17 protein-coding genes are annotated in these 20,441 nt (G+C 74.4%); 11 read left to right on the top strand and 6 right to left on the bottom strand.

All coding sequences use genetic code 11. The features are described 5' to 3' along the window. The first annotated feature begins 208 nt into the window (after positions 1–208). From HCC30_RS17570 to HCC30_RS17560, 3 genes are all read left to right on the top strand, one after another. On the top strand, positions 209–1,147 hold the full coding sequence (locus HCC30_RS17570) for a DUF1684 domain-containing protein (protein ID WP_169443514.1): 939 nt from the start codon (positions 209–211) through the stop codon (positions 1,145–1,147). Between the two features lie 146 nt (positions 1,148–1,293). Beyond that, the gene (locus HCC30_RS17565) at positions 1,294–2,304 is read left to right on the top strand and encodes a slipin family protein (RefSeq protein WP_169443570.1); all 1,011 of its coding nucleotides are present in this window, start codon (positions 1,294–1,296) and stop codon (positions 2,302–2,304) included. A 342-nt stretch (positions 2,305–2,646) separates the two neighbouring features. After that, positions 2,647–3,723, top strand: a complete 1,077-nt coding sequence (locus HCC30_RS17560; RefSeq protein ID WP_240979664.1) for a S1 family peptidase — start codon at positions 2,647–2,649, stop codon at positions 3,721–3,723. Between the two features lie 61 nt (positions 3,724–3,784). Here the strand turns inward: HCC30_RS17560 and HCC30_RS17555 are convergent, their stop codons facing one another. Further along, positions 3,785–4,813: an aspartate-semialdehyde dehydrogenase gene (locus HCC30_RS17555; RefSeq protein WP_169443513.1), complete on the bottom strand. Its 1,029-nt coding sequence runs from the start codon at positions 4,811–4,813 to the stop codon at positions 3,785–3,787. Positions 4,814–5,098: 285 nt separating this feature from the next. On the opposite strand from HCC30_RS17555, the gene HCC30_RS17550 reads away from it, so the two are divergent. The 5 genes from HCC30_RS17550 (at position 5,099) to HCC30_RS17530 (ending at position 13,589) form a co-directional block, all read left to right on the top strand. Next, positions 5,099–6,373 (top strand): amino acid permease, encoded by a 1,275-nt coding sequence (locus HCC30_RS17550; RefSeq protein ID WP_169443512.1) that lies wholly within the window; start codon positions 5,099–5,101, stop codon positions 6,371–6,373. Positions 6,374–6,613: 240 nt separating this feature from the next. Continuing rightward, positions 6,614–10,183, top strand: a complete 3,570-nt coding sequence (dnaE, locus tag HCC30_RS17545) for a DNA polymerase III subunit alpha (RefSeq protein ID WP_169443511.1) — start codon at positions 6,614–6,616, stop codon at positions 10,181–10,183. After that, on the top strand, positions 10,180–11,241 hold the full coding sequence (locus HCC30_RS17540; RefSeq protein ID WP_169443510.1) for a hypothetical protein: 1,062 nt from the start codon (positions 10,180–10,182) through the stop codon (positions 11,239–11,241). Before dnaE ends, HCC30_RS17540 begins: the two co-directional genes overlap by 4 nt. Before the next feature lie 128 nt (positions 11,242–11,369). Continuing rightward, complete coding sequence (locus HCC30_RS17535) at positions 11,370–12,239, top strand: alpha/beta fold hydrolase (protein WP_169443509.1); 870 nt, start codon at positions 11,370–11,372, stop codon at positions 12,237–12,239. A gap of 165 nt (positions 12,240–12,404) precedes the next feature. Next, positions 12,405–13,589, top strand: coding sequence for a CapA family protein (locus tag HCC30_RS17530; RefSeq protein WP_169443508.1), 1,185 nt, complete (start codon positions 12,405–12,407; stop codon positions 13,587–13,589). An 18-nt stretch (positions 13,590–13,607) separates the two neighbouring features. Here HCC30_RS17530 and HCC30_RS17525 read toward each other — a convergent pair whose 3' ends face one another. The 3 genes from HCC30_RS17525 to HCC30_RS17515 form a co-directional block, all read right to left on the bottom strand. After that, positions 13,608–14,270, bottom strand: a complete 663-nt coding sequence (locus HCC30_RS17525) for a pyridoxamine 5'-phosphate oxidase family protein (RefSeq protein WP_169443507.1) — start codon at positions 14,268–14,270, stop codon at positions 13,608–13,610. Positions 14,271–14,417: 147 nt separating this feature from the next. Next, positions 14,418–15,416, bottom strand: coding sequence for a lytic polysaccharide monooxygenase (locus HCC30_RS17520; RefSeq protein WP_169443506.1), 999 nt, complete (start codon positions 15,414–15,416; stop codon positions 14,418–14,420). Between the two features lie 344 nt (positions 15,417–15,760). Then, a complete protein-coding gene (locus tag HCC30_RS17515; protein WP_169443505.1) occupies positions 15,761–16,339 on the bottom strand; it encodes a DoxX family protein in 579 nt (192 codons plus the stop codon). A 216-nt stretch (positions 16,340–16,555) separates the two neighbouring features. On the opposite strand from HCC30_RS17515, the gene HCC30_RS17510 reads away from it, so the two are divergent. Then, positions 16,556–17,014 carry a MarR family transcriptional regulator gene (locus HCC30_RS17510; RefSeq protein ID WP_169443504.1) on the top strand — a complete coding sequence of 153 codons (459 nt, stop codon included), beginning with the start codon at positions 16,556–16,558 and terminating at the stop codon, positions 17,012–17,014. A gap of 125 nt (positions 17,015–17,139) precedes the next feature. Next, positions 17,140–18,336 carry a MarP family serine protease gene (locus HCC30_RS17505; RefSeq protein ID WP_169443503.1) on the top strand — a complete coding sequence of 399 codons (1,197 nt, stop codon included), beginning with the start codon at positions 17,140–17,142 and terminating at the stop codon, positions 18,334–18,336. A 10-nt stretch (positions 18,337–18,346) separates the two neighbouring features. Here HCC30_RS17505 and HCC30_RS17500 read toward each other — a convergent pair whose 3' ends face one another. Beyond that, a complete protein-coding gene (locus tag HCC30_RS17500) occupies positions 18,347–19,303 on the bottom strand; it encodes a GNAT family N-acetyltransferase (RefSeq protein WP_169443502.1) in 957 nt (318 codons plus the stop codon). Between the two features lie 105 nt (positions 19,304–19,408). Between HCC30_RS17500 and HCC30_RS17495 the strand changes: the two genes are divergently transcribed. Next, positions 19,409–19,780 carry a GntR family transcriptional regulator gene (locus HCC30_RS17495; RefSeq protein WP_169443501.1) on the top strand — a complete coding sequence of 124 codons (372 nt, stop codon included), beginning with the start codon at positions 19,409–19,411 and terminating at the stop codon, positions 19,778–19,780. A 17-nt stretch (positions 19,781–19,797) separates the two neighbouring features. Here HCC30_RS17495 and HCC30_RS17490 read toward each other — a convergent pair whose 3' ends face one another. Beyond that, entirely contained in the window at positions 19,798–20,370 is a 573-nt protein-coding gene (locus HCC30_RS17490; protein WP_169443500.1) for an NADAR family protein, read from the bottom strand. Positions 20,371–20,441 lie beyond the last annotated feature (71 nt).

Below are 20,441 nucleotides of genomic sequence, written 5' to 3'. Positions count from 1 at the left end.
GGTACGGAACATCCCGCTTCGGATCAGGGCTCTTGCGGCACAGGGGTGCTGACGGTGCGAAGGATCGGGCCGGAGCCGCCGTACGGGTGGCCGTGCGGACAGACGAGTGACCGACGGGCCGTCAGTTCGGCTGCGCGCGGCGCAGGATGACCGCGGGCGTCCGGCGGGCCGCCACGGCCCGGCGGCGGCGCCGTCTACGGTCGGGGCCATGAGCGCAGACACGCACGCACAGCAGCGGGACGAACCGGCCGACGGCGAGGGCGGCGAGGAGCGGGGCGAGGCGGCCTGGCTGCGCTGGCACGAGGGGCGCCTCGCCTCCGTGTCGGCGCCGTACGGCCCGCTCTCGGTGACCGGGACGCACTGGATCACCGAGGTCGGCCCGCCCGCAACCGGAACCGGCACCGGGGCCGGAAGCGGAACCGGCTTGGCGGCTGCGGTCGGTGACGGTCCGTCGGCTGTGGAGCACGGGAGGATCGAGGGCGTGCCGGGGCAGTGGACCCTTGAGGCGGACGGCGGCGGCGTGCTGCTGGAGGCGCACGTCTCCGACGGGCTCGCGGTGGACGGCGAACTGCTCACCGGCCGGGTGCTGCTGACGGAGGACGGCGGCCCGCCCGCCTCGTCCCGCGTCTCCTACGGGGAGCGGCGGCTGGTGCTGATGCGGCGTGAGGACCAGTGGGCGGTGCGGGTGTTCGACCCGGACTCGGCGCTGCGCCGGGTGTTCGCCGGGATCGACGTCTTCCCGTACGACCCGGCGCGGGTGGTCTCCGGCACGTACCGGCCGTACGCGGGCGGCGAGCACAGCGTGCGGGTCGGCAACGCGGACGGGCGGGAGCGGGGGCTGGGGCTCGACGGCGAACTCGGCTTCGCCGGGCCGGACGGGGCCGAGCACACGCTGCGGGTCTCGCGGGTCGAGGGCGGCGGGCTGTGGGCCGTCCTCGCGGACGGCACCTCGGGCGTGAGCAGCTACCGCTTCCGGTTCCTGTACACCGAGGCGCCCGCCGCGTACGGCGCCGTGACGGTGGACTTCAACCGGATCACGCTGCCGCCGTGCGCCTTCACCGACCACTTCCTGTGCCCGCTGCCGCCGCCGGGCAACACCCTCCCGTTCGCGCTCCCGGCGGGGGAGCGGGGCCTGGCCGGACACTGAGTGCCGCCGGGCGGGCGGCCCGGACCGGAACCGTGAGCGGGGCGGAAGCGGAGGCTCCGGGTCGCCGGGGTCGCCCCGCCTTCGGCGGCGGAGCTACCGTTGAAGTGTCCGCTGAAGGTCTGCCGCTCGGACGCGAGGAGGCCGCCATGCTCATGGAGCTGCTGGCCGCGGGACTCTCGGGCGGGGCGCTGTACGTGGCGGCGGCGGCCCGCGTGGTGAGGCAGTACGAACGGGGACTGGTCTTCCGCCTCGGCCGGGTGCGTGAGGGGCTCCGGCAGCCCGGGTTCACCATGATCGTGCCGGGGGTCGACCGGCTGCAGAAGGTGAACCTGCAGATCGTGACGCTGCCGGTGCCGGCCCAGGAGGGCATCACGCACGACAACGTCACCGTGCGGGTGGACGCGGTCGTCTACTTCAAGGTCGTCAACCCGACCGACGCGATCATCAAGGTCGAGGACTACCGCTTCGCGGTCGCGCAGATGGCACAGACCTCGCTGCGCTCGATCATCGGCAAGAGCGACCTGGACGACCTGCTCTCCAACCGCGAGAAGCTCAACGAGGGGCTGGAGTTGATGATCGACAGCCCGGCGGTGGACTGGGGCGTCACCGTGGACCGGGTGGAGATCAAGGACGTCTCGCTCCCGGAGACGATGAAGCGCTCGATGGCACGCCAGGCCGAGGCACAGCGTGACAAGCGCGCCCGGGTCATCAACGCGGACGCCGAGCTCCAGGCGTCCAAGAAGCTCTCCGAGGCCGCCGACCGGATGTCGCAGAGCCCGGCCGCCCTCCAGCTGCGGCTGCTGCAGACCGTCGCGTCCGTCGCCACGGAGAAGAACTCGACGCTGGTGCTGCCCTTCCCCGTCGAGCTGCTGCGCTTCCTGGAGGGGCACGAGGCCGCTCCCGGCGGCGCCACCCGCGTGGAGACGTCCAGGACCGACCGGCCCGCGGGCGGCGAGGAGGACCCCGAGGCCGTCGCGCCGGAGGAGGTCAAGGCGCTGGAGGAGCTGCGGGCACTGGGCATGCTGGACGAGGCCGAACTCCGGCAGCACGAGGAGGAGCTGGACGAACGGCTCAGAGGACGCAAACGGGACGCGGAACCGGGAACCGGTGACGAGCGGGGCGAGCCCCCCGAGTCACGTCCTGACTCCGGAAGTTGAGGGTCGACAACCGGACAGATCCGTAACGGACCCGGAGAGCGCGGCGCCATCGGCGCCGCGCTTTTCCTGTGCCCTGCCTGTGGGGATTCTGTGCCCCAACTCCACTGCTCCGCCGTCGAGTTGTGCACGTCGGAGCGGCTGATACGGGCCAATTCTCCGGTGGTTCGCGTGAGCTGACGCGCACCAAGGCTTGTGTGCCGCGCCGCGTTCTCGCCATACTCGGCGCCACGAGTTGGCATGGACGCGACTTCCCTCGGGGAGGGGAGTGGTGTCCGTCCTTCCTCCGGGGCCGTTCACACCGTATCCACCAACGGCTCCCACCCCCCCACTGGAGGTTTGAAGTTGAGACACAAGCGACGCATATCCACGGGACGTGTGGCCATCGCGGGCGCCGGCGTGGCGGCCCTCGTCGCCGGGACCCTGACGCTGTCGAACGCCAACGCCGCTGAGGAGAGCACCCCCAGCGTCAAGACCCTCTCCGCCGGGTCCGCTTCGACGCTCGCCTCGCAGCTCACCTCGAAGATCAAGGACGACGCGGGCTCGTACTACGACGCGCAGGCCAAGAAGCTCGTTGTCAACGTCACGAACGAGGCGGCCAAGAAGGTCGTCGAGTCCGCGGGCGCCGAGGCCAAGGTCGTTCAGCACACGCTGAACCAGCTGAACTCGGCCAAGGACACCCTGACCGCGAAGGACGTCACCGGCACCTCGCGCGCGGTGGACGTCAAGACGAACAAGGTCGTCGTCACGGCCGACAAGACCGTCAAGGGCGCCGAGCTCGAGAAGCTGAAGAAGCAGATCGCCGCGCAGGACGGCCGGGCCGAACTCAAGCGCAGCAAGGGCGAGTTCACCACCAAGATCGCCGGTGGCGACGCCATCTACGGCGGCGGCAGCCGCTGCTCCCTCGGCTTCAACGTCACCGTGGGCGGCAAGCCCGGGTTCCTGACGGCCGGTCACTGCACCACCGCCGTCGACAGCTGGTCCGACAGCCAGAGCGGCCAGGAGATCGCCAAGAGCGGCGAGGGCAAGTTCCCGGGCGCGGACTACGGTGTCGCCACGTACACCGGCCAGACCGACGCGCCGAGCGAGGTCAACCTCTACAACGGCAGCACGCAGAAGATCAGCGGCGCGGCCAACGCCGAGGTCGGCCAGAAGGTCACCCGCAGCGGCAGCACCACCCAGGTCCACGAGGGCACGGTCAAGGCGCTCGACGCCTCCGTCTCGTACCCCGAGGGCACCGTCAACGGCCTGATCCAGACCGACGTCTGCGCCGAGCCCGGCGACAGCGGCGGCTCGCTCTTCGCCGGTGACAAGGCCCTGGGCCTCACCTCCGGCGGCAGCGGCGACTGCTCCTCGGGCGGCGAGACCTACTTCCAGCCGGTCCCCGCGGCCCTTGAGGCCGTCGGCGCCCAGCTCCCGTAACACCGCGAAACGCAGCGGAACCCCCGACCCGAGGCCGGGGGTTCCGTGCGTGGTGGCGCCGTTACTTCTTCTCGGCGGCGACGAGCTCCGCGATCTGGACGGCGTTCAGCGCCGCGCCCTTGCGGAGGTTGTCGTTGGAGAGGAAGAGCGACAGGCCGTGCTCGACCGTCTCGTCCTGGCGGATCCGGCCGACGTAGCTCGCGTCCGCACCGGCCGACTGGAGCGGGGTGGGGATCTCCGAGAGCGCGACGCCGGGGGCGCCGGCGAGCAGTTCCTTGGCGCGCGCGGGCGAAATGGGGCGCTCGAAGCGGGCGTTGACCTGGAGCGAGTGGCCGGTGAAGACCGGGACGCGGACGCAGGTGCCCGAGACCTTCAGCTCCGGGACGTCGAGGATCTTGCGGCTCTCGTTGCGGAGCTTCTGCTCCTCGTCCGTCTCCTCCGAGCCGTCGTCGACGACCGAGCCGGCGACCGGCACCACGTTGAAGGCGATCGGGCGCTTGAACTTGTCCGGGGCCGGGAAGTCCACGGCGTCACCGTCGAAGGCGAGGCGGGAGGCGTCGCTCTCGACGGCCTTGGTGGCCTGCTCGTTCAGCTCGGAGACACCGGCGAGGCCGCTGCCGGAGACGGCCTGGTACGTGGAGACGACCAGCGCGGCCAGCCCCGCCTCCTCGTGCAGCGGGCGCAGCACGGGCATCGCGGCCATGGTGGTGCAGTTCGGGTTGGCGATGATGCCCTTCGGACGCTGCAGCGCCGCCTCGGGGTTCACCTCGGAGACGACCAGCGGGACCTCGGGGTCGAGGCGCCAGGCCGAGGAGTTGTCGATCACGACCGGGCCCTGGGCCGCGACCTTCTCCGCGATCGCCTTGGACGTGGCGCCGCCCGCGGAGAACAGGACGATGTCGAGGCCGGAGTAGTCGGCGGTGGCCGCGTCCTCGACGGTGACCTCGCCGTCCTTCCAGGGCAGCGTCCGGCCGGCGGAACGGGCCGAGGCGAACAGCCGCAGCTCGTCGACCGGGAACTCACGCTCCGCCAGAATCTCGCGCATCACGCTGCCGACCTGACCGGTGGCTCCGACGATCCCGATCTTCATGGGGCTCCTTCTGCAGTCTGTGCTTGTGTCCCGAACGGCCCCTACCCTGCCGTGCCGCAGGCAGGGCCGCCAATCTTTTGACTTTGGTCACACCGGATACTCCGGGCATCCGGACGTCCGGGCCCGTCGACGCGGATCGCGGTGCGGGGATCGCGGTGGAAGGGGCCGCGGTGCGGGGCCCTCCGGGCGCGAGGCGGGCCCTCCTGGCCCGCGCCTCTATCGTATGCCGGTACCGATTTCCGCCCGCGGGCGCGCGGGTGCGCGGGCACGGCCGAGGGGTGAGGCATGGGCGAGGCACGGGCCGGCGGGGAACCGGGGGAGCTGCGGCGCCGGCTGGGGGTGTCCGACGCGGTGCTGATCGGCCTCGGCGCGATGCTCGGCGCGGGCGTCTTCGCCGCGCTCGCGCCGGCGGCGCGCGCCGCCGGGGCCGCGCTGCTGCCCGCGCTCGCCCTCGCCGCCGTCGTCGCCTACTGCAACGCGACCTCCTCGGCCCGGCTGGCCGCCCGGTACCCCGCCTCGGGCGGCACCTACGTCTACGGCCGGGAACGGCTCGGCCCGTTCTGGGGGCACCTCGCGGGCTGGGGCTTCGTGGTGGGCAAGACCGCCTCGTGCGCGGCGATGGCGCTCACGGCCGGTGCCTATCTGTGGCCGGGGCAGGCGCACGCGGTCGCGGTCGCGGCCGTGGTGGCGCTGACGGCGGTGAACTGCGCCGGGGTGCAGAAGTCGGCCTGGCTGACGCGGGCGATCGTCGCCGTGGTGCTGGCGGTGCTCGCGGCCGTCGTCGTCGCGGCGCTGAGCTCCGGCGGCGCCGACCCGGGGCGCCTGTGGGACGCCGGTGCCGGGGTCTCCCTCGGCGGGACACTGCAAGCGGCCGGCCTGCTGTTCTTCGCCTTCGCCGGGTACGCGCGCATCGCCACCCTCGGTGAGGAGGTGCGCGACCCGGCCCGGACCATCCCCCGCGCCGTCCCGCTCGCGCTGGGCGTCACCCTCGTCGTCTACGTGCTGGTCGCCGTCGCGGCGCTGTCGGTGCTGGGGCACCGGCGGCTGGCCGGGGCGGCGGCGCCGCTCACCGAGACGGTGCGCGCCGCGGGCGCGGACTGGCTGGTTCCGGTCGTGGGCGCGGGCGCCGCCGTCGCCGCGCTCGGCTCGCTGCTCGCGCTGATCCTCGGGGTGTCCCGGACCACGCTGGCCATGGCGCGCGACGGGCACCTGCCCCGCGCGCTGGCCGCTGTCCACCCGAGGACGCAGGTGCCGCACCGGGCCGAGCTCGTGGTGGGCGCGGTCGTCGCGGTGCTCGCCGCGTTCGCCGACGTGCGCGGCGCGATCGGGTTCTCCTCGTTCGGGGTGCTGGTCTACTACGCCGTCGCCAACGCCTCCGCGTGGACGCTGACTTCGGACGAGGGCCGCCCGCCCCGCGTCGTCCCCGCGGCCGGGCTCGCCGGCTGCCTGGCCCTGGCCTTCGCGCTGCCGTCCGGCTCGGTGCTGACCGGTGCGGCGGTGCTGGCGCTGGGGGCCGCGTCGTACGGGGTGCGGGGTGCGGTGGCGGCTCGGCGGGGGTAGGCGCCCCGCCCTGCCCCGTCCGTGCGTCGGCGGCTGCCCGTGCGCTGTGGCTGGTCGCGCAGTTCCCCGCGCCCCTGAAGGGGAGACTCCCGTCGCGCAGTCGATTTCCCGCCACGGCGTGACCCCTTATTACGGCTCCGACCTGCGACGACGTCATGTTCGAACGGAAGTTCGATGGCTGGTTTATGGTGGAGGGAGCAGCGAGGAAACGGGGGTGCGGACGACTGGAGGTGAGTGCGGGTGCCGGACTTCGTCCATCTGCACACCGCCTCGGGATTCTCCGTCCGCTACGGGGCCTCGCACCCCGAGGCGCTGGCCGAACGCGCCGCCGCACGCGGCATGGACGCCGTCGCGCTCACCGACCGGGACACCCTCGCCGGTGCCGTGCGCTTCGCGAAGGCGAGCGCCCGCGCCGGTGTGCGGCCCGTGTTCGGCGCCGACCTGGCCGTCGGGGAGCCGCCCGAGGAGCGCAGCGCCGTCGTCCGGCGGCGCGCCCCGGTCCGCGGCGGCGCCTTCGTCGACGAGACCGCGCAGCGGGCCGTCTTCCTCGCCCGCGACGGCGCCGCCGGATGGGCCCGGCTCTGCGCGCTGGTCACCGCGGCGCACGCGCGCGGCGGCGAACGCCCGCTGCTGGAAGCCGCCGACATGGCGCGGCTCGGCGGCGCCGACGAACGGGCCCTGACCGTCCTGCTGGGCCCGGACTCCGACGTCGGCCGGGCGCTCGCCGCCGGACGGCCCGACCGCGCGGCCCGGCTGCTCGGCGGCTGGCGGGAGATCTTCGGGGACGCGCTCCGGCTGGAGGTCGTCGCGTCCGCGCCGCTGCGGGAGGCGGCCCGGATGCTGGGCCTCGCCGCCGAGCGCGGCGTGAAACCGGTCCTCACCAACGCGGTGCGGTACGCCGACGCCGCGCCCCGCACCGGCGTCGGCCTGGCCGACGTCCTGGACTCGGCCAGGCGGCTCGTCCCCGTCGACCCGCGCAAGGGTCTGGACGGCGGCGACCGCTGGCTGAAGGGCGCGGCGGAGATGGCGGCGGCGGCCGGGCGCATCGCCGAGGCCGCCGGGCACCGGCGGGACGTCGCGCACCGGCTGCTGACGCTGACCGGGGAGACCGCCGACGCCTGCCGCGTCGACCCGGAGGACGACATCGGCCTCGGGCGCGTGCACTTCCCCGAGCCCCGGCTGGTCGGCGCCGCCGACCCGGCCGCGGGCGAGCGGGGCCGCACCGCGGCGCGGGTGCTGCGCTCGCGGTGCGCGGCCGGGATGGTCGCGCGGCGCTACGAGAGGGACCGGGCGCGCTGGGACCGGCTGGAGGAGGAGCTGCGGATCATCGAGAGGCTCGGGTACTCCTCGTACTTCCTGACCGTCGCGCGCGTCGTGGCGGACGTGCGGGAGGCGGGCATCCGGGTCGCGGCGCGCGGCTCCGGCGCCGGGTCGCTGGTGAACCATCTGCTGGGGATCGCGCAGGCCGACCCCGTCCGGCAGGGGCTGCTGATGGAGCGGTTCCTCTCGCCGAGCCGGGCCGCGCTCCCGGACATCGACATCGACGTGGAGTCGGCGCGCCGGCTGGAGGTCTACCGCGGCATCTTCCGGCGCTTCGGCGCCGACCGCGTCGCCACCGTCGCCATGCCGGAGACCTACCGGGTGCGGCACGCGGTGCGGGACGTGGGGGCCGCGCTGGGCATGGACCCCGACGAGACCGGCCGGCTCGCCAAGGCGTTCCCGCACATCCGGGCCCGCGACGCGCGCTCCGCCCTCGCCGAACTCCCCGAGCTGCGAGGGGTGGACGCGGGGAAGTACGGCGACCGCTTCTGGGACCTCGTCGAGGGGCTGGACGCCCTGCCGCGCGGGGTCGCCATGCACCCGTGCGGGGTGCTGCTCTCCGACGACTCGCTCCGCGCGCGTACGCCCGTGGTGCCGACCAGCGGCGAGAGCTTCCCGATGTCGCAGTTCGACAAGGAGGACGTGGAGGACCTGGGCCTGCTCAAGCTCGACGTCCTGGGCGTACGGATGCAGTCCGCGATGGCGCACGCCGTCCGGGAGACCGAACGCGCGCGCTCCGTACGCCTCGACCTGGACCGGGTGCCGGAGGGCGACCCGGCGACGTACGCGCTGATCCGCTCGGCCGAGACGCTCGGCTGCTTCCAGATCGAGTCGCCCGGGCAGCGCGACCTGATCGGCCGGCTCCAGCCGGCGGACTTCGACGATCTGGTCGTCGACATCTCGCTGTTCCGGCCCGGGCCGGTCGCGGCCGACATGGTGCGCCCGTTCATCGACGCGCGGCACGGCCGCAGGCCCGCGCGCTATCCGCACCCTGACCTGGAGCCGGTGCTGCGGGACACGTACGGGGTCGTGGTCTTCCACGAGCAGATCATCGGCATCCTCACGGTGATGACGGGCTGCGACCGGGCGCGGGCCGACGAGGCGCGGCGCGCGCTCTCGGACGACGAGCGGCGCGGCCGGGTGCGCGCCTGGTTCGGGCAGCTGGCGGCCGGGCGCGGCTATCCGCCCGACGTCGTGGGCCGTACCTGGGAGATCGTGGAGGCGTTCGGCAGCTACGGCTTCTGCAAGGCGCACGCCGTCGCCTTCGCCGTCCCCACGTACCAGTCGGCCTGGCTGAAGGCGCACCATCCGGCCGCCTTCTACGCGGGGGTGCTCGAACACGATCCGGGGATGTACCCGAAGCGGCTGCTGCTGGCGGACGCGCGGCGGCGCGGGGTGCCGGTGCTGCCGCTGGACGTGAACCGGTCGGGCGCTTCCTACCGGATCGAACTGGTGTCTGGTGAAAAGCGGGCGGAAAGGGAGAGCGGCGAGAGCTGGGGCATCCGGCTCGCCCTGTCCGAGGTGCGGGGCATCGGCGAGGAGGACGCCCGCAGGATCGAGGAGGGCGCGCCGTACGCCTCGCTCGCCGACTTCTGGCAGCGGGCCCGCCCGCCCCGCCCCGTGGCCGAAAAGCTCGCCCAGGTCGGCGCGTTGGACGCGTACGCGCCGCACGGCAACCGCCGCGACCTGCTGCTGCACCTCGCGGAACTGCACCGCGCCGGACGCGGAAAGGGCGCCCGCGAGGGCCAGCTGACCCTGGGCCGGGACGCCGACGCCACCGCTGCCGGACCGGATACGGAGGCGGAAGCGGAACCCGCCGGCCTGCCCGACCTGGACGCGGACGAACGGCTCGGCGCCGAGCTCGGCGTCCTCGGCATGGACACCTCGCGCCATCTGATGGGCGACCACGCCGAGTTCCTGACGGAGCTCGGCGCGCACCCGGCCCGCGCGCTGGGCTCGGCCCGGCACGGCGAGACCGTCCTCGTCGCGGGGGCCAAGGCGGCCATCCAGACGCCGCCGGTCCGGTCGGGGCGCCGGGTCGTCTTCACCACCCTCGACGACGGGACGGGGCTGGTCGACTGCGCCTTCTTCGACGACTCCCACCCGGCCTGCGCGCACACCGTCTTCCACTCCTGGCTGCTGCTTGTGCGCGGCGTCGTGCAGCGCCGCGGCCCGCGCAGCCTCAGCGTCGTCGGCTCGGCGGCCTGGGACCTGGCCGAACTCGCCGAACTGCGGCGCACCGGCGGCCTGGACGCCGTCACCGAACGGCTCGCCGCACCACCGGGGCCCACCGGCCCCGAACCGTCCCCCGGAACGGAACCGGAACCCGGAGCGGAACCCGAGCCCGCCGGTACGGGCGGCCGCACCGTCCGGGTCGCCGAGGGGTACGAGATGCACCCCTGGGCCGACCTCCGCCCCGCGGGCGAACCGGCGGGCTCGGCGAAGGCGGTACGGAAGCTGTGGCACTCCAGCCAGGGGAGCGCGGGATGACCCGGAAACCACCGGCGCCGGACGCCCGGCTCCGCGTCCTGTACGTCCGCCTCGGCCGGGACGACGCCCCGGACGGCACGGGCCCCGGCACGGAGGACCGGTACGCCCGGCTCCTCGCGCTGCTCGCCGACGTCAGCCCCGTCGTCCAGCCGCTGCCGCCCGACGCCGCGCTCGTCGACGTGGGCGGCGCGCTGCGCTACTTCGGGCGGGACGCCGTTGCGCTGGCCGGGCTCGTACGCCTGCGCACCACCGCGCTGTACGGCGGCGGCTGCACCATCGGCGTCGCCGCCAACCCGCTGCTCGCGCGCATGGCGGCGCGGGCCGCGCGCCCCGGCACCGTCCGGGTCGTCCGGCCGGGGGAGGAGGCGGAGTTCCTCGACCGGCGCCCCGTCATCGACCTGCACGGCGTCGGCCCGGCCACCGCGCGCACCCTGTGCGGGTACGGGCTGGACACCGTCGGGCGGGTCGCCGCCGCGCCGCCCGCCACGCTCCAGCGCATCCTCGGCGCGAGCGCCGGACGCCGGGTGTACGCCTACGCCCGCGGCATCGACCCGAGCCCCGTCGCCGCCCACCCGCGCGCGGGCGCGGGGACGACGGCGCAGCCGGGCCCGATGACCGCCGAACACCGCTTCGGGCACGACGAGTTGGACCCGTCCGAGCGCCGCCGAGCCCTGCTCGCCCTCGCCGACGACCTGGGCTACCGGCTCCGCTCGGACGAGCTGGCGGCGCGCGGCCTGACCCTGACGGTGCGCTACGCCGACCGCTCCGTCACCACCCGCACCCGCACGCTCCCCGAACCCACCGCGCACACACCGGCGTTGGCCTCTGCCGCCTACGCCCTGCACGACGCGCTCGGGCTCCAGCGGGCCCGGGTGCGCGGCCTCGCGCTGCGCGTCGAGGACCCGGCCGAGGGGCGTTCCGCGCCGCGTCAGCTGTCCCTCGACCCGCGCGAGGAGAAGGCCCGCCGCGCTGAGGCCGCCGCCGACCGGGCACGCAGGCGCTTCGGCGTCGGAGCGGTGCAGCCCGCCGGCGCCCACGGCCGGCCCCGTGCGGCCTGAACTCCCGTGCGGCGGGGGCGTGTTGACGGCGGCGTCCTCGCGCAGAGTCTTCCGATCATCCTTACCTGCCCGTAAGTTGACGGAAATTCAACAGCGCCGCTCCGTCCTCCGAGCCGCGAGGAGACCGTATGACCCCTGTCCGGAAGCGCGCCCTCCGATCCGCCGTCGTCGCCCTGACGGCCTGTGCGGTGACGGGCCTCACCGCCCCGCCCGCCACCGCCTCCGCACCACCGGCCGCCCCGGCCTCGGCCGGCGGCTGGAACGACGGTTCCTGCGAGCCGGCCCCCGAGCATCCGCGTCCCGTCGTGCTGGTCCACGGGACCGGCGGCAACCGGATCGACAACTGGCTGGGCCTCGCCCCGTATCTGGTCCAGCGCGGGTACTGCGTCTACTCCCTCGACTACGGCCAGCGCCCCGGCGTCCCGCTCGTCAACGGGCTCGGCCCCATCGAGGAGTCCGCCGAGCAGCTCGACGTCTACGTGGACGAGGTGCTGGCCGCCACGGGCAGCCGCGAGGTCGACATCGTCGGCCACTCGCAGGGCGGGATGATGCCCCGTCAGTACCTCAAGTTCCACGGCGGGGCCGAGAAGGTGAACGCGCTGGTGGGCATCGCGCCCAGCAACCACGGCACCTCCCTGTCCGGGCTGTCCGCGCTCGCCGACCTGATCCCGCCCGTCGGCGACACCGTCGAGGACCTGGGCCCGTCCCTGATGCAGCAGCGGGAGGGCTCGGACTTCCTGCGGCGGCTGAACGAGGGCGGCGACACCGTCCCCGGCGTCGCGTACACGGTGATCGCCACCAGGTACGACCAGGTCGTCACCCCGTATCAGTCGCAGTTCCTCAAGGGGCCCGACGTCAAGAACGTGCTGCTGCAGGACCTGTGCCCGGCGAACGTCTCCGAGCACGTCGCCGTCGGGCTGGCCGACCGGATGGCCTTCCACGAGGTCGCGAACGCCCTCGACCCGGCCCGGGCCACCCCCACCACCTGCACGGGCTGAGCCGCCCGCGCCCGCACCCCCGCCCGTGTGCCACCGGTACATGGCGGGGGTGCTTCTTGTGCTCCGGATGGCCGCTCCGCACAGGCCCGCCGGACCGCGCCCGCCCTATTCCTAGGTCAGTAGGTTTGTCGTATTTATGCACCTCTGACCCAGGAGCAGTGCCACGTGAACGGAAACGCACGACGCTGCGCGGTGGTCGTCTCGGCCGCCGCGCTGCTGGGAACCGCCGCAGGCTGCGGCACGACGGACGGACAGCGGGGTTCCTCCGAGCCCGAGCGCCAGGGCGGGCACCGGGCCGAGCAGGTCAGGGCGGCCGAGGCGAAACGCGGGTTCTCCCTCGTCGCGACGGGCGACCTGCTCGTCCACGACTCGATCATCCGGCAGGCCAAGTCCGACGCGGGAGGCTCCGGTTACGACTTCCGCACCATGCTCGGCCCGGCCAAGCCCATGGCGGACAAGGCCGACCTGGCCATCTGTCACATGGAGACCGTCTACGGCGCGGACGGCGGCCCCTTCACCGGCTACCCCGCGTTCAAGACGCCGCCCCAGATCGCGCAGGCCGTCAAGGACACCGGCTACGACAGCTGCTCCACGGCCTCCAACCACACCCTCGACGCCGGGGCCGAGGGCGTCGGCCGCACCCTGAAGGCGATGGACAAGGCGGGCCTCCAGCACGCCGGTTCGGCCCGCTCGAAGGAGGAGGCCACCAAGCCCGCGATGATGCGGGCCGGTGACGCCAAGGTCGCGCAGCTCGCCTACACCTACGGCACCAACGGCATCCCCGTGCCCGAGGACAAGCCCTGGCTGGTCAACCGGATCGACCCGGACCGCATCATCGCCGACGCCCGCGCCGCCCGCCGCGCCGGAGCCGACGTCGTGACCGTCAGCATGCACTGGGGCACCGAATGGCAGCAGGACCCCGACCGGCAGCAGCGCGAGCTGTCCGAGAAGCTCACCGCCTCGAAGAGTGACGGGCGGCGCGACATCGACCTCATCATCGGCACCCACGCGCACGTCCCGCAGGCGTACGAGAAGGTCAACGGGACCTGGGTCGTCTACGGGATGGGTGACCAGATCGCCGGGAAGATGAACGACCCGCGCGGCACGATGGGTTCGGCCGCGCGCTTCCGCTTCGAGCCGCCCGCGAAGAGCGGCGGCGCCTGGCGCGTGAAGCAGGCCGCCTTCACCCCGTACCTGATGGAGACCTCGCCCCGGCACAGCCTCGTCAACCTGGCCTCGAAGAAGAGCCGCGAGTCGGGCAGCGCCGAGCAGGAGAAGGCGTACAAGACCATCCGGGAGGCGGTGCTCAGCCGCGGCGCGGAGAAGGACGGGCTGCGGATGGTGGAGTGAGCGTCGGGGGAGGGCACCTCAGCGGTCGCGGTACAGCCCTTCGGTGTACCGCGGCCCGTAGTGCTCCTCCAGCGACTCCAGCGGAGCGTCCGGGCGTTCGAGTGCCTTGGCCATCCGCGCCCGGCTGGGCAGCGCCTCGGGCCGCCAGGTCTCCGGCTCCCAGGTGCGGGAGCGCAGGAACGCCTTCGCGCAGTGCGAGAAGACCTCCTCGACGGTGACCAGCAGGGCCAGCCGCGGCCGGTTCCCCCGTACCGTCATCGCGTCGAACAGCGGGGCGGTGCCCGGCGCTTCCTCCCGGACGATCCGCGCGGTGCCGTTGACGCGCAGGGTGTCGCCGCGGCCGGGGAGCAGGAAGACCATGCCGACGTGCGGGTTGCCGAGGATGTTGCGGAAGCCGTCGACCCGCTTGTTGCCCGGGCGTTCCGGGAGGGCGAGGGTCCGGTCGTCGAGGATCTGGACGAAGCCGGGCGGGTCGCCCTTCGGCGAGACGTCGCAGGAGCCGTCCGGGGCCGAGGTGGCGATCAGGCAGAGCGAGGAGTGCGCCAGCCACTCGCGGTCCAGCGGGTGCAGTGCCGCACGGGGCTTCCCGGCCGCGTACGGCGCGGGTTCACCGATCAGGGCGCGCAGTCCGGCCTCCGAGCCGACCTCGACGCAGCCGTCCGTGCAGGGTTCGTCGGCCATGGGTGCCCCTCGGGTCGCACGCTTCCGCCGTCCCCGCGAGCCTAGCCCCGGCCCCGTCCCGGGCCCCGCTGCGACCCGGCGGCCCCTCCACGCGCGGCGCCGCCGCCCCGCCCGGAGCGGGCGGGGCGGCGGCGAACAGCGGGGCGGTCAGCCGCGGTTGCGGGTGCGGCGGCGGGACGCGGTGAAGACGACGGCCGCGCCCGCGGCGAGGACGGCCGCGCCTCCGGCGGCGAGGGCGGTGGTGCCGTCGTCGCCGCCGGTCTCCGCGAGCTCGGTGCCGGAGGCGGCCTGGTGGCCGGCGTGCGCGGGCTCGGCGCCGCCCGCGGGCCTGGCGCCCTCGTCCGTGTACTCGGTGCCGTTGTGGCCCTGGTGGTCGGCGCCGTGACCGCTGTGGTCGACGCTCGACCTGCCGGCGCCCGCCTCGATCTGCCGGTCGTCCAGCGGCTGCGCCTCGGGCGCGGACGCCTGCCCGGGCGCCGCGTCCTCCGAGCCGGCGGTGGCGCCCGCCGCGCCGCCGCCGAAGGTCACGTCCGAGCAGGTGTAGAACGCCTCGGGGCTGTCCGAGCGCTGCCAGACGCTGTAGACGAGGTGGCGGCCGGACTTCTGAGGCACGTCGGCGTCGATGACGTAGCTGCCGTTCTTCAGCTGCGGGTCCTTCACCGTCGCGAAGGGCTTCGACTCCAGGTCGGACCACTTCAGCGGCTTGGACGGGTCGTAGCCGTCCTTGGTGAGGTACAGCTCGAAGCTGCCCTTGTGCGGCGCGGTCGCCTTGTACGAGAACTGCTGCGAGCCCGCCTTCATCTTCGTCGCGGGCCAGTCGGCGCGCGGCAGGTCCAGGCCCCGGTACTTGTCGCGGCCCGCGCTGCACAGCTTCCCGTCCGGGATGATCTCCTTGTGCTTGCCCGCCGCGTCGGGGATGTTCACCTCGTTCCAGTCGTAGAACGCCTGGGCCCCGCTGGCCTCGACGGCCGCCTTGCAGGCCGCCGACTTCGGGCTCTCCGGGCCCTCGGCGAAGCAGGTGGAGACGCGGCTGACGGGGTCCTCCATGGAGCCGTGCGCGGCGGCCGGTCCCGCGGTCTGGAGCGTCAGGGCGAGCGGTGCGATACCCAGGGCCGCGATCCCGGCGGCCTTACGGCGAACGGTCATGGTGGGGGGTCTCCTCGTGTGGGGCGTACAGCTGGTGCGTACGGCGCGCGGCCGTACGGCGGTTCGGGGGTCCACGGGCGGTGTCACGCGCCGGGTGCGGCGCGGGTGGCGGCCACGTGGCGCCGGTAACGCTAGCCCCGGGAAGCCCCTGGTCCAGCCCCTGAGAGCGGTCTCGGGCGATCTTTATGGTGCGGTTAAGAAACGCCTCAACGCCGATTAAGACCCGGCCCCCGCGAAGCCGCTTTGGGCGGCGAACCGCCCGTGCCCGCACGGGAGTTGCCCGGCCCGGGAACACGGCCGCGGCCCGGACGGCCGAACCGTCCGGGCCGCGGGGGCGGGCGGGCTCAGCCGCGTACGAGGAGGAGGACGCCGGCGGCGGCCGCGCCGACCACCAGTGCCGTCGCGCCGTAGCCGAGCCGGTGCGCGCGGAGGACGGGCAGCATCCGGTCGGCGGCGTAGCGCCCGGGGCCGGTGAGGGTGAGCGCGGCCGCGCCCGCGGTGAGCAGCAGCTCGTACTCGATGCCCTTGGGCGCGAAGAAGCCGCCGCCCCACTGGACGGCCAGGACGTTCAGCAGGGTGCCGAACAGCGCGGCGCCCGCGAGCGGGGTGAGCAGGCCGAGCGCGAGGGCGAGGCCGCCGAGGCCCTCGGTGAGACCGGCGACGACGGCCATCACGTCGCCCGCCGGGTAGCCGACGGAGGAGAAGAACTGGCCGGTGCCCTCCAGGCCGTTGCCGCCGAACCAGCCGAACAGCTTCTGCGCGCCGTGCGCCGCCATCGTCAGGCCCAGGACCAGGCGCAGGACGAGCAGGCCCGCGTCGTAGGCGTGCGGGGAGGTGTGCTCGCCGGGGCCGGTCCCGGCGCCGGTCGGGGACTCCTCGGGTGCGGGCCTGGAGTCGAGGGTGGTGGTGCCGGAGGTCGGCATGAGCGGAGCTCCTTCATGTCGGCTTCGTGTCGGTAGGGGGTGCGAACCCGGGACGTGACGCGGCGGACGCCCTCGGCCGCCGGTGCTGGTTCGCCCAAGCCATGTGCGCGGAGTTGTCCGGAGTCCGGGACGTCCGGAGTCCGAGTTGTTCAAATCCGAAGAGTCCCTGACGGTAGTGCATGGTTCCAATTTGAACAACCGCGTACGATGGGCCCCATGAGTGACACCCGGTGGCTGAACGAACGGGAGATGGCGGCCTGGGAGGGCTTCCTGGAGGCGAGCAGCCGCGTCGGCCACCGCCTCGAACAGCAGCTGAAGGACGAGGCGGGCCTCTCCCACCCGCAGTACGAGATCCTCGTCCGGCTCGCGGGCTCGCCCGAGGGCGAGATGCGGATGACCGAGCTCGCGCGGCTCCTGATCACCTCCAAGAGCGGCCTGACCTACCAGGTCGGCAGACTGGAGGCCCGCGGCCTGGTGCGGCGCAGGTCCTGCCCGACCGACGTCCGCGGCGTCTTCGCCGTCCTGACCGACGAGGGCCGCGAGGTCCTGGAGGCCGCCGCCCCCGGGCACGTCACGACGGTGCGCTCCGCGCTCATCGACGTGCTCACCCCTCAGGAGCTGGACGTCCTCGCCGCCGGCCTCGGCCGCGTCGGCCGCCGCCTGCGCGAGGGCTGACCCCTTCGGTCCGGTGCCGCGGCCGACTGTGCGCCGGGCCACATCGGCCGAGGCGGACGGAACCGTCCCGGCGCTTTTTGGCGTTCATTCCGGTGAGCAGCAAGCCGTGAGGAAAGGAGGGCACAGTGAACCTGCTGGACGTTCTCCTGGTGCTCGCAGTCGTCGTCTTCGCCGTGTCCGGATACCAGCGCGGGCTGGTCGCCGGAGTGGTCTCGCTCGCCGGGTTCGTCGGCGGCGCCGTGATCGGCGTCTGGCTGCTGCCGTTCGTCCTGGAGGCCGTCGAGCCGGAGACGACCGCGGCCACCCTCGTCGCGCTGCTCACCGTGCTCGTGCCGGCCGCCGTCGGCCAGGCCGTCACGGCCCCGCTCGGCTACCGGCTGCGGAACGCGCTGAGCTGGGCGCCGGTGCGATGGGCCGACGGCGTCGGCGGGATGGTCGTCAACGCGCTGGCCGTGCTCGTCGTCGGCTGGGTCGCGGGCAGCGCCCTGGCCGCCTCGCCCTCCCCGGCGCTCAACCAGGCCATCCGGGACTCGTCCGTGCTCGGCGCCGTGCAGGAACGCATGCCCGAGCAGGCGCCCTCCTGGTTCAACCGGGCCAGCGGCGCGCTGACCACGGCCGGCTTCCCGCCCGTCTTCAACCCCTTCGAGAACGAGCCGGGCGCGCCCATCGCCGAGCCCTCCGGCGACTCCGTCACCCCCGCCGCGCGGGCCGCCGCGCAGCGCAGCACCGTCAAGGTCGAGGGCACCTCGAACACCGGCGACGGGGCGCGCGGCCAGGAGGGCAGCGGCTTCGTCTACGCCGACGAGCACGTGATGACCAACGCGCACGTCGTCGCCGGGGTGGACGATCCGACGGTGCGCGTCGGCGGCGTCGGCCGCCCGCACGAGGCCGAGGTCGTGCTCTTCGACCCCGCCTCGGACGTCGCGGTGCTCGACGTGCCGGGCCTGGACGCGCCCACCCTCGACTTCGCGCCGGGCGCCGGGCGCGGCGACCCCGGAGTCGTCGCCGGATACCCGGAGAACGGCGGGCTCGACCTGCGGGCCGCCACCGTCGGCGAACGCGTCCACGCACAGGGCCGGGACATCTACGGCGAGAACCCCAGCGTCCGCGACATCCACGCGCTGCGCTCCCACGTCCGCCCGGGCAACTCCGGCGGGCCGCTGCTGACCACCGACGGCCGCGTCGCCGGTGTCATCTTCGCCCGCTCCACCAGCGACGCCTCCACCGGCTACGCGCTCACCGTCGAAGAGGTCCGCGAGCAGGCCGACCGCGCGGCGCGGGCCACCACCCCCGTCGACACCGGCGACCGCTCCGCGCTCTGAGCGCGCGGGCTCACAGCTCCTTGACGTACCGCCACTGCGCGCCCGCCGGGGCGTAGCCGAGGGCGCGGTTGACCGCCAGCATCGGGGCGTTCGTGCCGTCGTTGCAGGTGACGGCGCGGGCGTAGCCGGCCGCGCGGGCGCGGTGCAGCGAATCCAGCTTCACCAGCCGCGCCAGGCCCAGCCCCCGGTACGCGCGACGGCAGCCCGTCATCGCCGACCAGTACCGCTCCCGGCCGTCCGTCCTGGCCAGCGTGTACGCCACGACCTCGCGGCCGGCGAGCGCGACGGTGGACAGCCCGTGGTCCAGATCCGGGCGGTCCCGGTGCGGGCCCAGCCACTCGGCGTACGGCGGGAAACCGGCGGTGGGGGCGCCGGGTTCGTCCGCCGCGCACTCCACGTCCGCCTCGTACAGCGGGCGCAGGTCCCGGCCCAGCCCGGCCGCCGTGCCCAGGACGATCCCGCCCGCGAGCGCGGAGGCCGGCGGGACGGGCGGCAGCGCGGCCCGGGTCAGGTCCAGGGCGAGGAAGCGGGTGGGGTGGCCGGGGCGGTAGCCGCGGCGCTCGGCGAAGGCGGGGGAGTAGCCGTCGTCCGAGACCCGGGTGTGCACGTCCCGCGCGCCGGCCTCCCGCAGGTGCCGCTCCCCGGCGGCGGCCAGCGCGCCGCCGGTGCCGAGCCCGGCCGCCTCCGGGTGGACGGCGACGTTCAGCAGGCCCTGGCCCGTCTCGCGGCCCTCCGGCGCGAGGGCCGCCTCCGCGTACCCGGTGATCCGTCCACGCGCGCACTCGGCCACCAGCCACCGCGCCCGCCGCGCGGGCGGCGCGTGCGCCGCCTGCCAGGCCACCGTCCGCGCCGTGCACACCAGTTGCGGCACGGCCGCACGGCGTACGGCGGCCACGCCCTCGGCGTCGCCGGGGCGGAAGGGGCGGACGCGGATCTGCTCCGTCGGGTCGGGCCGGTCGGGGGTCATGCGGCCGTACGGTACGCCCGGCACCCGTGCCGTCGCCTCCGGTTTCCCGGCGGGCTGGGGGACAATCGTCGGCGTCCCCCAGAACGTCAAGAGACCGGAGCAGCAGTGCCGTTGCAGATCACCATCGACCCGTCCGGACCCGAGGCGCCGTACGAGCAGCTCCGCGCCCAGATCGCCGAGCAGGCGCGGGACGGGGACCTGCCCACCGGGCACAAGCTGCCGACCGTCCGCGGGCTCGCGGGGGAGCTGGGGCTCGCGGCGAACACCGTCGCCAAGGCGTACCGGGCGCTGGAGGCGGACGGGGTGATCGAGACGCGGGGGCGGAACGGGACGTTCATCGCCGCGGCGGGGGAGGCGGCGGACCGTGAGGCGGCGGAGGCGGCGCAGACGTACGCGCGGCGGGCGCGGCGGCTCGGGCTGGACCGGGCGGCGGCGCTGGACGCCGTGGAGACGGCGTTGCGGGCCGCGTACGAGTGAGGTGCTTCCGGGCCCCGCTAGGTGGGGAGTTGGGCGCCGCGGTGGGTGAGGAGGTGGGTGCGGGCGTCCATCAGGGCGAAGCCGAGGAGGTTCTCGCCGAGCCACTGCCCGGGGTGGCGGACGCGGTCGTCGTCGGCGGCCAGGCCCACGCCCCAGACGCGGTCCAGCGGACTGGCCTCCACCAGCACGCGGTTGCCCGTGCCCAGCAGGAACTCGCGCAGCGCGTCGTCCTCCCCGAACTTGCGCACGCAGCCCTCGACGACCACCGCGTACCGCTCGCGCCGCCAGACGGCCTCGTCGAAGCCCCGTACGGTGCGGCCGACGGCCTTGGCCTCCCCGGGATGGGAGGCGGCGATTATCCGGCGCTCGGCCTCCCCGTCGCCGAAGAGGCGGGCCTTTCCGGCCATCATCCAGTGCTCGGCCGTCCGGTACTCGACGCCGTCGGCGGTGAAGGGGGAGGGCCACCACTGGCTGAGGCAGCTCTTGCCCACGCCGCCGTCGCGCCGGGGCCGGTGACCCCAGAAGTAGAGGTACTTGAAGCGCTCTCCCTGCTCCGTGCGCGCGATCAGTTCAGCGACGTTTCCGACCATGCGCCGATTCTTTCAGCGGGCACCGACAACTCTCGACCGGATAACGCCCTGACGCGTGGTCACCCGGACGG

Source organism: Streptomyces sp. HNM0574, from assembly GCF_012726235.1.
Classification (GTDB): Bacteria; Actinomycetota; Actinomycetes; order Streptomycetales; family Streptomycetaceae; genus Streptomyces.
This window is presented reverse-complemented; position numbering and strand designations above follow the sequence as displayed.

Bases quoted from the DNA above. Each gene is read 5' to 3' on its own strand.
- HCC30_RS17520 (WP_169443506.1), bottom strand. From the start codon at position 15,416: ATGACCGTTCGCCGTAAGGCCGCCGGGATCGCGGCCCTGGGTATCGCA.
- HCC30_RS17565 (WP_169443570.1), top strand. From the start codon at position 1,294: ATGCTCATGGAGCTGCTGGCCGCGGGACTCTCGGGCGGGGCGCTGTAC.
- HCC30_RS17510 (WP_169443504.1), top strand. From the start codon at position 16,556: ATGAGTGACACCCGGTGGCTGAACGAACGGGAGATGGCGGCCTGGGAG.
- HCC30_RS17550 (WP_169443512.1), top strand. From the start codon at position 5,099: ATGGGCGAGGCACGGGCCGGCGGGGAACCGGGGGAGCTGCGGCGCCGG.
- HCC30_RS17500 (WP_169443502.1), bottom strand. From the start codon at position 19,303: ATGACCCCCGACCGGCCCGACCCGACGGAGCAGATCCGCGTCCGCCCC.
- HCC30_RS17515 (WP_169443505.1), bottom strand. From the start codon at position 16,339: ATGCCGACCTCCGGCACCACCACCCTCGACTCCAGGCCCGCACCCGAG.
- HCC30_RS17535 (WP_169443509.1), top strand. From the start codon at position 11,370: ATGACCCCTGTCCGGAAGCGCGCCCTCCGATCCGCCGTCGTCGCCCTG.
- HCC30_RS17490 (WP_169443500.1), bottom strand. From the start codon at position 20,370: ATGGTCGGAAACGTCGCTGAACTGATCGCGCGCACGGAGCAGGGAGAG.
- HCC30_RS17540 (WP_169443510.1), top strand. From the start codon at position 10,180: ATGACCCGGAAACCACCGGCGCCGGACGCCCGGCTCCGCGTCCTGTAC.
- HCC30_RS17555 (WP_169443513.1), bottom strand. From the start codon at position 4,813: ATGAAGATCGGGATCGTCGGAGCCACCGGTCAGGTCGGCAGCGTGATG.
- HCC30_RS17525 (WP_169443507.1), bottom strand. From the start codon at position 14,270: ATGGCCGACGAACCCTGCACGGACGGCTGCGTCGAGGTCGGCTCGGAG.
- HCC30_RS17570 (WP_169443514.1), top strand. From the start codon at position 209: ATGAGCGCAGACACGCACGCACAGCAGCGGGACGAACCGGCCGACGGC.